Annotated in this window: 12 protein-coding genes; 9 read left to right on the forward strand and 3 right to left on the reverse strand. The window is 61.2% G+C overall.

The window, feature by feature from the left end:
- Positions 1 to 3 precede the first annotated feature (3 nt).
- From mdcC to ACA373_RS13145, 8 genes are all read left to right on the forward strand, one after another.
- Entirely contained in the window at positions 4 to 303 is a 300-nt protein-coding gene (mdcC, locus tag ACA373_RS13110; RefSeq protein ID WP_253458307.1) for a malonate decarboxylase acyl carrier protein, read from the forward strand.
- Positions 296 to 1,132, forward strand: coding sequence for a biotin-independent malonate decarboxylase subunit beta (locus ACA373_RS13115; RefSeq protein WP_253458311.1), 837 nt, complete (start codon positions 296 to 298; stop codon positions 1,130 to 1,132). The genes mdcC and ACA373_RS13115 overlap by 8 nt, the downstream gene beginning before the upstream one ends.
- Entirely contained in the window at positions 1,129 to 1,920 is a 792-nt protein-coding gene (gene mdcE, locus ACA373_RS13120; RefSeq protein ID WP_370734622.1) for a biotin-independent malonate decarboxylase subunit gamma, read from the forward strand. The genes ACA373_RS13115 and mdcE overlap by 4 nt, the downstream gene beginning before the upstream one ends.
- A gap of 57 nt (positions 1,921 to 1,977) precedes the next feature.
- Entirely contained in the window at positions 1,978 to 2,934 is a 957-nt protein-coding gene (locus ACA373_RS13125) for an AEC family transporter (protein ID WP_253458318.1), read from the forward strand.
- Positions 2,935 to 2,936: 2 nt separating this feature from the next.
- Positions 2,937 to 3,539 carry a malonate decarboxylase holo-ACP synthase gene (locus ACA373_RS13130; protein WP_301730011.1) on the forward strand — a complete coding sequence of 201 codons (603 nt, stop codon included), beginning with the start codon at positions 2,937 to 2,939 and terminating at the stop codon, positions 3,537 to 3,539.
- Positions 3,536 to 4,441: a malonate decarboxylase subunit epsilon gene (gene mdcH / locus ACA373_RS13135; protein ID WP_370734623.1), complete on the forward strand. Its 906-nt coding sequence runs from the start codon at positions 3,536 to 3,538 to the stop codon at positions 4,439 to 4,441. Before ACA373_RS13130 ends, mdcH begins: the two co-directional genes overlap by 4 nt.
- 542 nt (positions 4,442 to 4,983) lie before the next feature.
- Entirely contained in the window at positions 4,984 to 6,210 is a 1,227-nt protein-coding gene (locus ACA373_RS13140; RefSeq protein ID WP_301730013.1) for a cupin domain-containing protein, read from the forward strand.
- Between the two features lie 137 nt (positions 6,211 to 6,347).
- Positions 6,348 to 7,619: a phosphatase PAP2 family protein gene (locus tag ACA373_RS13145; RefSeq protein WP_370734624.1), complete on the forward strand. Its 1,272-nt coding sequence runs from the start codon at positions 6,348 to 6,350 to the stop codon at positions 7,617 to 7,619.
- A 41-nt stretch (positions 7,620 to 7,660) separates the two neighbouring features.
- Here the strand turns inward: ACA373_RS13145 and ACA373_RS13150 are convergent, their stop codons facing one another.
- From ACA373_RS13150 to ACA373_RS13160, 3 genes are all read right to left on the reverse strand, one after another.
- The gene (locus tag ACA373_RS13150) at positions 7,661 to 8,188 is read right to left on the reverse strand and encodes a hypothetical protein (protein WP_369896253.1); all 528 of its coding nucleotides are present in this window, start codon (positions 8,186 to 8,188) and stop codon (positions 7,661 to 7,663) included.
- Between the two features lie 144 nt (positions 8,189 to 8,332).
- Positions 8,333 to 9,859, reverse strand: coding sequence for a p-aminobenzoyl-glutamate transporter (gene abgT / locus ACA373_RS13155; RefSeq protein ID WP_370734625.1), 1,527 nt, complete (start codon positions 9,857 to 9,859; stop codon positions 8,333 to 8,335).
- Positions 9,860 to 10,123: 264 nt separating this feature from the next.
- A complete protein-coding gene (locus ACA373_RS13160) occupies positions 10,124 to 11,437 on the reverse strand; it encodes a M20 family metallo-hydrolase (RefSeq protein ID WP_370734626.1) in 1,314 nt (437 codons plus the stop codon).
- A 126-nt stretch (positions 11,438 to 11,563) separates the two neighbouring features.
- On the opposite strand from ACA373_RS13160, the gene ACA373_RS13165 reads away from it, so the two are divergent.
- Positions 11,564 to 12,475, forward strand: coding sequence for a LysR family transcriptional regulator (locus ACA373_RS13165; RefSeq protein WP_253458331.1), 912 nt, complete (start codon positions 11,564 to 11,566; stop codon positions 12,473 to 12,475).
- Positions 12,476 to 12,487: the final 12 nt, after the last annotated feature.

Raw genomic sequence — 12,487 nt, forward strand, 5'->3', positions numbered from 1 at the left:
TTTATGGAACAGATCACGTTTACCCTGTCGGCCACGCGACAGCTCAGCGGTAAAGCGCTGGCGGGCGTGGTGGGCTCGGGCGATATGGAAGTGCTGTTTGTGGCCGGAGCGGGCCAGCAGCTGACGGTCAACCTGACCACCTCCGTCGACAACAGCGGAACACGCTGGCGGGCGCTTTTCGATCGCCTGAGCGCGTTTTCCGGGCTGCCGGCGGGCGAGATGACCATTCACGATTTCGGTGCGACGCCTGGCGTGGCGCGTATTCGTATTGAGCAGGTTTTTGAGGAGGCCGCAGATGCGTGATGACAGCAGCTTTATCGAACTTAAGGCCCGCCAGCGCGCACGGCTGCTGCTGGACGAAGGCAGCGGACGCGAGCTGCTCGATCCTTTTGACGGCATTATGTCGCCCTGGCTGCCTGCGCAGGGCATCGTGCCGCAGGCCGATGACGGCATGGTGGTGATGAAAGGCACCATCGACGGTCAGCCAGCGGTGGTCGTCGCCATTGAAGGATCGTTTCAGGGCGGCAGCATGGGCGAAGTTTCCGGCGCGAAAATGGCGACGGCGCTGGAGCTGGCTGCCGAAGATAACCGCAAAGGTATCCCGACGCGGGCGGTGCTTTGCCTGGAAACCGGCGGCGTGCGCCTTCAGGAAGCCAACCTCGGCCTGGCGGCCATTGCGGATATCCACGCCGCTATCGTCGATCTGCGTCGCTATACGCCGGTGATCGGCATCATCGCTGGTACGGTCGGCTGCTTTGGCGGGATGTCTATTGCCGCCGGGCTGTGCAGCTCGCTGATCGTCACCCGTGAAGCGAGGCTCGGCCTCAACGGCCCGCAGGTTATCGAACAGGAGGCGGGTATTGCGGAATACGATTCCCGCGACCGGCCTTTTATCTGGAGCATGACCGGCGGCGAAGCGCGCTATCGCAGCGGGCTGGCCGACGTGCTGGTGCCCGACGGCGCCAATGCGGTGAAAAAAGCGATGAACGAAGCGATCGCGCGCGGCGTGCCCGCACAGCATCGTTCGGACGAGTACAGCTACTATCTGCCGCGCCTGAGCGAAATGAACACCGAGCGACAGGCCGATGCGCAGCAGGTTAACGAAGTCTATGCAAGGGAGGATCGCGGATGAGCGTCAGTCGTGGTGAAAAATGGCTCAGCCTGTTAACCAACGGGGCTGAAAGGCTGGGCGGGCTTTGCCCTTCGGTGCAGGCGGCCGATGCGGCGCTGGGCGAAGAAACCGCGCGTTATATTGCGGTGGTGCCGGACGAGCAAAACCACTTTCCGCGCGCCGCTAAAGGCGAGGTCGGCCTGCTGGAAGGCTGGACGCTGGCCAAAGTCATCGATGAAGCGATCGTGGCGGATGCGGATAAAGCGCAGAAGCGGGCGATTGTGGCGGTGATTGACGTGCCAAGCCAGGCCTATGGCCGTCGCGAAGAGGCGTTCGGCATCCACCAGGCGCTGGCGGCGGCGGTAGGCGCCTATGCCAAAGCGAGGCTGGCCGGACACCCGGTGATCGGGCTGATCGTCGGTAAAGCGATGTCCGGCGCGTTTCTGGCGCACGGCTATCAGGCGAACCGGCTGATTGCCTTTAACGATCCGGGCGTGATGGTGCACGCAATGGGCAAAGCGGCGGCGGCGCGCATCACCTTGCGCAGCATCGAGGCGCTGGAACAGCTGGCACAGACCATTGCGCCAATGGCTTATGACATCGGCAACTACCAGACGCTGGGCCTGCTGGAAGAGCTGCTGGATATCGCCTCGCCGGATGCGCCTGAAGATGACGATGTTCAGCTGGTGCGCGCATCGCTGGAGCAGGCGGTCAGCTCGGCGCGTAAAGATCCCGCTCTTCATCGCCTTAAGGGCGAAAACCGCCGCAGCTCCGCGCTGGTGCGCGAAAAAATGCGCGCGGCCTGGTAATCCAGCAAGACAGCGGGCAATCCTGCCCTGACGCGTTCAGCCTGCGAGGCGCAAGTTATGACTTACGTGATCGTTCATGCTCTGGCTCCAATTTTCGTCATTATGCTGTTGGGTTTTTACGCCGGTAAGGCAAAGAAGGTCGATAACCACAACGTTGCCCTGCTGAACGTTTTCGTCATGGACTTCGCCCTGCCGGCGGCGCTGTTTACCGCCACGGTGCAAACGCCCTGGGCAGGTATCGTCGGGCAGGCGCCGCTGGTAGTGGTGCTGGTGCTGGCGATGTGGATAGCCTACGCCGCCATCTATTTTCTCTGCACCCGCGTGTTTCACAAAGCGCCGCAGGATGCCGCCGTGCTGACGCTGACCGTCGCGCTGCCCAACTACGCCGCGCTGGGGTTGCCGATCCTCGGCAGCGTGCTCGGCTCGACGCCCGAAACCTCGCTGTCGGTCGCCGTGTCGATAGCCTGCGGCTCGGTGCTGATGACGCCGTTTTGCCTGCTTATCCTCGAGCGTGAAAAAGCGAAAACCGAGGGCACGCAGCACTCCAGCGCCGCGATGCTGCCAATACTGATGTGGCGATCCGTGATTAAGCCTATCGTCTGGTGTCCGCTGCTGGGCGTGGTGCTTTCCGCCTTTGGCTTTCATATGCCGGAGCTGCTGCTCTCTACCATCCGGCCGCTGGGACTGGCCGCTACCGCGACGGCGCTGTTTCTGACCGGGCTGATCCTCTCCGCACGTCAGATCAGGATCAATCAGGCGGTGATCGTCGCCAGCGTGACTAAACTGCTTATTCAGCCCTTTATCGCCTGGGGCATTGTGCTGGCGCTGGGGCTGCACGGCCCGCTGGCGATCACCTCGATCCTGATGATCGCGCTGGCGGCGGGTTTCTTCGGCGTGGTGTTCGGCAATCGCTTCGGCGTGGAGTCGCCGGATGCGGAAGCCACTCTGCTGATCACCTCCGTGCTGAGCATAGTGACGCTGCCGCTGTTTATTTCATTAACCGCAGGAATGTAGAGATGGATGTTCGGCCGCACGATCTGCTCTGGCTGAGCGATCGTGAAGCATTGCAGGGCGATTTGCCTGAATGGGTCGCCCACTGGCAGCCGGCTTTGCCGCTGGTGGTGCGACGCGACAGGGATGCGCAGGGACGTATTCCCGTCGGCGTACGCGGCCCGGCCCGTCATCAGCGCGCGGCGGGCTGGGTTGACGCTGCGGCTGTGGTGCGCGTGCTGTCGCCGGAAGCGCTTATCGATCGGCTGCCGCACACCCCTTTTCATACTTTGCCGCCCGTTCAGGCGGCGCTGCGGCTTGCGCAGAGAGACTGGCCGTGGGCATGGGGCGTCACCGGCAGCCTGGGCTATGCGCTGGCGACCGGCGAAGCCGTAATGCACGCGGGCAGCGATCTGGATTTACTGATCCGCGCGCCTGAGCCGCCCGCCGCATCGGCGTTGCAGCGCTGGCAAAGCCTTTGCGCCAGCCTGCCTTGCCGTGCCGATACGCAGCTGGAAACCAGGCTGGGCGGTTTTGCGCTGGCGGAGTGGCTGCGCGACGGCAAAGTGCTGTTGAAAACCGATGGCGGCCCTTTCCTGACCGCCGCGCCATGGGAGACGCCGCGATGAAAATCTTACTGACCTTTCCCGGACAGGGGCCGCAGCGGCCCGGCATGCTGCAAAATTTGCCTCAGGGCGAGGCAATCCTGAGAGAGGCCAGCGAAGCGCTGAATGAAGATGCCTCGGCGCTGGATTCGGCAGAGGCGCTACGGCATACGCGCGCGGTACAGCTGTGCCTGCTGATTGCGGGCGTGGCGCACGCGCGGGAGCTGGAGCGACAGGGCCTGGCGTTTGCGATGACCAGCGGTTTATCCATTGGCGCCTATCCTGCGGCGGTAGTCGCGGGCGCGCTGGCCTTCGACGACGCGTTACGGCTGGTGGCGCTGCGTGGGCAGCTGATGGAGCAGGCTTATCCGGCAGGCTACGGCCTGACCGCGATTATCGGCCTGACCCAGAGCGAGCTGGAGCCGCTGCTGGGAGAAGAGAGCTGGCTGGCCAATATCAACGCGGAACGGCAGCTGGTGATTGCGGGCAGCGAGGCGGCGATGCAGGCGACGGCGGAAAGGGCGAAAGCCGCAGGCGCGCAGAAAACGCACCGGCTGGCGGTCAGCGTGCCTTCACACTGCGCGCTGCTGGCGGAACCGGCGGCAAAGCTGGCGGAGGCGTTTAAAGCGGTAACGATTGTTCGCCCGCGTCGCGCCTGGCTGAGCAGCAGCAGCGGCCGCGTGCTCTGGCAGCCGGCGCAGATAGCGGATGACCTCGCGTATAATATGTCGCGCACGGTACGCTGGCATGAGGCGATGATAGCGGCCAACGAGCGCGACGTCCGGCTGGCGATTGAGGTGCCGCCCGGCGCGGTGCTGACCGGCCTGACCCGGCAGGCTTTCAGCGAAGGCGAAGCGCTTTCCCTGGAGCAGGGCGGCTACGAGTTGGCGTTAACGCTGGCGAAGCGGTTGCAGGCCGGCGGCTGAACGATCGCGCCCGGGGCAGGATGACCAGCTCTTACCGCCCGGTAAGCAGCGATAAAGGCTGCGCATCAGGATAAATGGCACTGACTACCCGGTAAACAGCGACAAAGGCTGCGCGACAGGATGAGCGGTACTGATCATCCGGCAAACAGCGGTAAAGGCTGCGCCACAGGCCCGTGCGGTCGTGTCCGCAGCGTGATAATGCCGCCGCGATATTTTTCGTTCTGCGTAACCACGTAACCAGGTGTTGCGCTCTTCTCCTCCCTCTTAATAAAAATAATTGATGACGAAACGGTCAGGGCGGACATTGCTGCTGGCAAAAACGTTTAACAAAGCTGTAACGTCATGATTATGTTGTCGCGTAGACCAAATTTTATAAATTTATCTGAACTATCAACAAAATTATTTGATGTGTTATTGCTTACATTTCAGCGTTTTTAAGCTTTTCCCCGGTTAGGTTCTGTTGATTTTTGTGTAGTTAAGCTTAAGTTCGCGTCCGCTATGCAGCGCGGCGCGCCTTAACCCTTCGACACAAGGAAGCAGACATGAATCCTATTACTCGTCGCAGCTTTATGACCTTTGCCGCCGGCAGCACCGTTGCGTTGGCGGCTGGCTCCGTTCATGCTCATGATCGCACCGTGGCCGCGCAACCCTGGACCGGCCAGATGGGCGGCAGCGATCCCGGCCCGCACGATCCGCTGCGTCAGGGAGAAAATCCCGATATCGTCAATCCGCCCGCTACCGACAGTGGCACGCTGCCCAACCTGCGTTTTTCCTATAGCGATTCGCACGTGCGTAAAGGTAGCGGCGGCTGGACGCGGCAAATCACCGAGCGCGAGCTGGGCGTTTCCAAAAGCATTGCCGGCGTTAATATGCGCCTTAACAGCGGCGGCATCCGCGAGCTGCACTGGCATAAAGAGGGCGAATGGGCCTATATGCTGTACGGCAAGGCACGCATCACCGCGCTGGACGTCGACGGCCACTGGTTTGTGGACGACGTCGGCGTGGGCGATCTCTGGTATTTCCCCTCCGGCGTGCCGCACTCGATACAAGGGCTTGGCCCGGACGGCTGCGAGTTCCTGCTGGCGTTTGATAACGGCGGCTTTGACGAAGACAGCACTTTTCTGCTCAGCGACTGGTTTAAGCACGTGCCGCCGGAAGTGCTGGCGAAAAACTTTGGCGTGCCGGTGGAAACCTTCAGCAAGCTTCCTTCACCGGCCGATGAGTATATCTTCGCCGCCACACCGCCGGGCGATCTGCAAAAGGACGCCATTGCGGGCGCGACCCGTTCCACCACCGCTTTCAGTCACCGGATGCTGGCGCAGCAGCCCATCACGCTAAAGGGCGGCACGGTGCGGATTACCGATTCTTCCCTTTTTAAGGTGTCAAAAACCATCGCGGCGGCGCTGGTGGAGCTGCAGCCGGGCGCGATGCGCGAGCTACACTGGCATCCCAATACCGACGAGTGGCAATACTACCTGGAAGGCGAAGGACGGATGGGCGTGTTTGCTTCTTCGGGCCAGGCGCGCACCTTCGATTTTCGCGCGGGCGATGTCGGCTACGTGCCTTTTGCGATGGGCCACTATGTGGAAAACACCGGCGACAAGCCGCTGCGTTTTCTGGAGCTGTTTAAAAGCAGCTACTACGCGGATATCTCGCTGAATCAGTGGCTGGCCTCGACGCCGCCGCAGCTGGTACGCCAGCATCTGCATCTCGACGACGCTTTTATGCAGGCGCTGGATAAAAGCAAAAAGCCGGTGGTCGGCGGCTAAAGAACCCGGCAGGCCGCAGGGAGGCGGCCCGATCGCTGTGCCAATTCGTTTCAAAATATAAGTTGTCACTTTCCTGTCATCAACCTCTTCCAGCATAAAAGCCGATAAAGCTAACCGACTTAAATTAAGGAACTTTTATGCGCTTTCGTTATTCTGTGCTGGCCAGCGCGCTGCTGCTGGCGCAGGCTGCTCAGGCAAAAACCACGCCCGTTGACTTCGATAGCATCCAGAGGATTGTTGAAACCACCACGCCAGCCAGCAGCGATGCCCGGTTCGCGGCCTTTGACGCTCAAATCCAGCAAGATCTGATCGGCGCGTTGCAGGGCGATGCCGCTAAGCTGACGCGCGCGCAGCTGGAGAAAACCGCGCAGAGCGATAAGCTGGCGGATCGCGGCTGGTTGAAGGCGAGCGGCTACGACTTTGCTAAAAAAGCCAACCAGCAGGCGGGCATCGCGCTGCTGAGCGCTTTCACCACGCTGCCGAAAAGCGAGCTGGACGCCAGCATGCAGCGCGTGGCGCAGGTTAACCTCGACGCGACCGACGGCCAGCGTCGCCAGGCGATTATTGATGCGGAAGGGCAAAACCATCTGTTTTTTCTGGCCGACGCGCTGGGGCCGAAGCTGGGTCAGGCCTTTCTGAACGCCTACACCAAAGGCGAGATGGGTAAGGCGGCGGCGCTGATCAAGGCCAGCGAAGTCAGCACCGGCGCGGCCAAAGCGCACTTTAACTATCCACGTCCTTTCCTGATGCCGGGCAACACTATCCATGCGGTGCCGGATACGGCAGTGGTGAAAGATAACCAGCCCTATCAGGCGAGCGAAGGATCTTTCCCCAGCGGCCACACCAATACGGCATGGACCGATGCGCTGCTGCTGGGCGAAATGGTGCCGGAACGCTTTGTACCACTGATGGATCGCGCCGCGCGCTACGGCTATTCGCGCATGGTGCTGGGCGTGCACTATCCGATCGATCTGATTGGCTCCCGTATGGTGGCGCAGCGTAACGTGGCGCACTATCTCAATGATGCAAAGTATCGCCCGCTGTTTGCTGAAGCGAAGCAGCAGCTGCGCGACGCGCTGGAGAAAGAGTGCGGCACCTCGCTCGCCGAGTGCGCGAAACCGGCTGGCGCGGCCGATCCTTACGCCGCGCCGCAGATGCAGCAGTTTGCACGTTTTGCCATGACCTGGGATCTGCCGCAGGAGAAAGTGAAGCAGGAAGCGGTTGTGGTGCCGGAAGGCGCTGAGGTGCTGCTGGAAGCGGCGCTGCCGCAGCTGAGCGCGCAGCAGCGTCGGCAAAGGATGGTGGCGACCGCTATCGCCGCAGGCTATCCGCTTTCCGGCACCACGCCGGAGCAGAACTTCTGGCAGCGGCTGGATCTGTCAGCGGCGGCTGATATGCATAAAGGATAAAAAAGGGGCGGCCATCGCCCCGGTTCCTCTGTAATACGGCGCTATTTTTGCGTACTGGCTTCTGCCGCCGTTGGCTCCTCGCTTTTAACGCCGATTTTTGGCAGCGCGCCGAAATCGAGGGTTTTCCCTTTCAGCTCTTTCGCCAGCGCTTCGCTGATATCCGCTTCCGGCGCAAAGGCCAGTGCGGCCTGCGCAGGCAGGATCGCCAGCAGCTGGTGCTGCTCGCGGTACTTTCCGGCCGCCTCCGCTATCGCTTTCAGCGCGACGCCGTTAGCCCGGCGCTGCTCATGCTGCCACTCCAGATCCAGCAGCTGCCGATCGGCCAGCAGCGCGCTGCGTCGTTTCTCCTCCGGCAGCCTGGCGCCGTTTTCCTGCGCCATCTTCAGACCCTGTCGGAGCTGTTGATCGACCGTCTGCAGCCGCGTTTTCAGCTGCTCCGCCAGCCCTGAATCCTGCATAACTTTGTCAGGATTGATAAATTTCACCGGCCGCGTCTCTTGCCGATCGCAGCCCGCGAGCAGCGTGATAATTGCAAGACTCAGAGCCAGCACACTGATTTTTGGCTTCATTTCCTCTCCTTGTAGCCGGTTTCGGCATTTCCCTGCATGGGTTCCTTCAGGCGCTCAGACTATAAACGATAGCGCGTCCGGCGGCCGATATTTCCATCTTGTCCGTTGATTCACATCAACTTTATGCCCGTTGTTCCATTGGGATCAGGTCGGCATTGTCGGCCATACGCCGGGACCGATAGGCAGGCCGAGCGCGTACCATGCCAGCAGCAGCAGGAGCCAGACGCAAAAAAACAGCAGCGGGTAGGGCGCAATCAGGACGTAATAGGTGCCCAGCTGCGCATCCTTGCGGTAGCGCTGCAAAAAGCCCAAAAACAGCGGCAGAAAAGGCGACATCGGCGCCAGCGGCAGCACGGCCGAATCCGCAATACGGAAAATCATCTGCGCAAAAGCGGGATGAAAGCCCAGCAGCATAAACATCGGCACGAAAATAGGCGCCAGAATCGACCAGATTGCCGAACCGCTGGCGATAAACATGCAGAGCAGCGCAGAGAGGAACATCAGGCCGATAAAGGCGGGCGCGCCGGTCATCTCTGCTTTTTCAAGCAGATCGGTCAGCCCCACGGCCATAAACTTGCCCATGTTGCTCCAGTTAAAAAAGGCTACAAACTGCGCCAGCGGAAAGACCATCACGATAAAACCGGCCATGCTTTTCATCGGCTCAATCAACAGCTGCGGGATGTCGTTGGGTCGCTGGATCTGCCTGGTCGCCACGCCGTAGGCTATCCCGGCCACAAAAAAGAACAGGATAATCAGCGGCACGATGCCCTGAATAAAAGGCGAGGGGATCACGCTGCCCGTCTGCGGATGACGCAGCGGTGCACCTTCCGGCACCACCAGCAGCGCCACCAGCGCGATAAACACCAGCGAAGCGATGCCGCTGATGCGCAGACCGCGATTTTGCAGCGGCGTCAGCTTCGCCAGTCCGTCCTGCGATTCGCCGCGCCAGGCGGGCAGGCGCGGCTCGATAAACTTGTCAGTCAGCAGACCGCCCGCCAGGGTTAAAGCCACCACCGAGCTGGCCATAAAAAACCAGTTATCCAGCACGCTGACGTGCACGGTATCGCTGACCGCCTTCGCCGCCTCGGTACTGATGCCGGAAAGCAGCACGTCGGTAGTCACGATCAGCAAATTGGCGGTAAAACCGGAACCGACGCCCGCAATAGCCGCCATCAGCCCGGCGACCGGATGACGGCCCACGGCGATAAACATCAGCGCCCCCAGCGGCGGCATCACCACCAGCGCGGCATCGGATGAGATATGGCTGAAAAAGGCGATAAACAGCACCATATAGCTGGCGTAGCGGGCGCTGACAAATGACGCCATCTTATGCATCAGCGCCTGAAGCAGCCCCACTTTTTCCGCCAGGCCCGCGCCGATCATCAGCGCCAGGATCGATCCCAGCGGTGTAAATCCGCTGAAATTTTTAATGATCCCCGGCAGGATCCATTGCAAACCCGCCACGCTCAGCAGGTTTTTAACACGAATGACCTCGCCGTTGGCGGGATTGATCACCGAAACGTTCAGCCACGACAGCACGGCGGTTGCCGCCATCAGCACGATAATCAGATAAACGAACAGTAAGAACGGGTTGGGCACCTTGTTGCCGATGCGCTCAACCCAGCTGAAGACTCTGCCGGGACTTTTTCCCGGCGCGGTTGTATCACTCATGTTTTACCCTCTGTTGTGTTGGCTTTTTTATTGTCGGGCTGGGATCGGGCCCAGCCTCGGGCAGCGTCTGCGACGCCTTGCTGCAAAAGCACGTGCAAAAACCGTGCCTTACTGCCGGTGCGGTGCTATCTCCGCACGCGGCTTGTTACGTCATTAGTGCACCTGGCGATTAAAGCGGTGCGGTGCTGTCTCCGCGCGCGGCTTGTTACGCCGTTGGTGCGCCTGGCGATGAAAGCGGTGCGGTGCTGTCGCCATACGCGGTCGTTACTCGTTGGTAAAGCTGTCGATATGAAAGGCGAGGGCGGCCAACGTTTTGACCGCCGTCGCCATCACCGCCTCGTCAAAGTCGAATTTCTCATTGTGATGACCGGCGCTTAGCTGCGTGCCGAAAATGATGTAGGAAGCCTGGCCGCCGCGCGCCTTGACCCGCTCCATCATATAGGTGGCGTCTTCAGAACCGGCGGGCTGGCCCCGACTGTCGACCAGCGAGGTCAGCTCCGGAATGCGCGCGGCCTGTTGGCGGATATAGTTCACCCAGGGCCGGGTCGGCTGGCAGCTGCGCGCCGCGCCCATCAGCTTTACCTCGTGCTGCACGTCATACATCGCCGCCGCGCCCGCCACCACTCGCAGCGCCTGCTGATAGATAAAATCATTGATGTCGTTGGTGGCGCCGCGCGTTTCCACCTTCAGCAGCGCGCGATCGGCCACGACGTTGCGCCCGGTTCCCGCCTGCAGCACGCCTACGTTAATACGCGAGCTGCCGCCGCTGTGCTGCGGCAGGTTATGCAGCGCCAGCGTGGCCTGCGCCGCCGCCAGCAGCGCGTTTTTGCCTTCTTCCGGCCGCGCGCCCGCGTGCGAGGCTACGCCGCGAAAAGCGATATCCATTTTGGTGGTCGCCAGAAAGGTATCGCTACCGCACACCAGCTCTCCGGCCGGCACGCCGGTGCCGATATGAATGGCGGTAAAAAAATCCACGTCATCCAGCACGCCCGCTTCCACCATCGATTTTGCGCCGCGCGTGCCTTCTTCGGCCGGCTGGAAAACCAGTTTGACGGTGCCGCACAGCCGCGAGGAAAACTGCTTCAGCACCTGCGCCACGCCCAGCCCAATCGCGGTATGACCGTCATGGCCGCAGGCGTGCATCATGCCTTCGTTGCAGGAAGCGAATCCTTCAGCGAAAGGGCGATGCGCCTGCGCCTGCATTTCCACCACGTCCAGCGCGTCCATATCAACGCGAAAGGCCATCACCGGGCCGGGACGCCCGGTCGCCAGCGTCGCGACGATGCCGCAAAAGCCGCCGGAAAAGTGCGGCAGCCACTGCGGCAGCGCGCCCTGGGCCAATGCCCGCTGCTCCTGCTGCGCCAGCACCTCCGCAGCAGGCACTCCCATGCGCGCCTCCGCTTTAATCACCTCTTTGCCCAGCTGTAGCGACCAGCCCAGGCGGTGCAGCTCTTCGGCCACCAGCGTGGCGGTGCGGAATTCAAGCCAGCCGGACTCGGCGAACTTATGCAAATCGCGACGCCAGTGTTGCAGGCGGGGAGAGATCTCTTTTACAAAATCGGTTACGGCTTGCTCCATTTCTGGTTCCTTTAATAGCAGTACAAAAAATGCTGGTTTATCGACTCTACACAGTGGTTTCGGCGCGCAGAAGATGACAATATCTTTTGACTGATAAACAACGGTTATCACCCACAAGGAGGTTTTATGCCCGCATCGATCAAGCTGCACCAGCTTCGTGCATTTGTGGAAGTGACGCGTCAGGGCAGTATCCGGGCGGCAAGCCGGGTGGCGAAGCTTTCGCAGCCCGCGCTCTCTAAATCGGTGCAGGAACTGGAAGAAGCGCTGGGTGCGCCGCTGTTTATCCGGCAGCGGCAGGGCGTTCAGCTTACGGCGACAGGCAAAGATTTTTTTCGTCACGCCAGCCTGATCCTGGAGGAGCTGCGGGTCGCGCAGGAAGAGGTCCAGCAGCGGCTGGGCCAGGCGGGCGGCTCGGTCAATATCGGCGTGGGCGGCAGCATCGCCCGCACGCTGATGCCAAAGGTGATAACTCAGTTTCATCACCTCTTTCCCGAAGTCAGCGTGCGCATCCTGGAGGGCCAGCTGGTGACCTTGCTGCCGGAGCTGCGTCAGGGCGAACTGGATTTCACCATCAATACCTGGTCTCCCGGCCATCAGGACAACGAGCTGAGCTACGAAACGCTGATGGAGCGCGACTACTGCGTGGTGGTACGCAAAGGCCATCCGCTGGCGAACGCCACCTCGTTGGAAGCGCTGCGCCACTGTAGCTGGACCATGCCTTCGCCCAACGGCAGCTACTATCAGCTGTTGCAGGATCTCTTCGCCGACAGCGGCCCGTTACCCGCTATCACCATCACCTGCGAAACTTTTATGGCCTGCGCCAGCCTGCTGGCCCAGAGCGATTTCGTCAGCATCCTGTCGCAGGATTTTTTTACCGATCCGCTGGTCGGCCATCGGCTGGTGGCGCTAAAGCTGCGGGAAAAAATGCCCAGGGCGACCTTCTGCCTGATCCGACGTAAAGATACCGCGCTGACGCCGATGGGCGCGCAGCTGGCCAGGCTGTTTCGCCAGCAGAGCCAGGCGCTGGTGCTGGCTTAGCTCTGACGGTCA

This window comes from Erwinia sp. STN24, from assembly GCF_041320675.1.
In the GTDB taxonomy this organism is placed as follows: domain Bacteria; phylum Pseudomonadota; class Gammaproteobacteria; order Enterobacterales; family Enterobacteriaceae; genus Erwinia; species Erwinia aeris.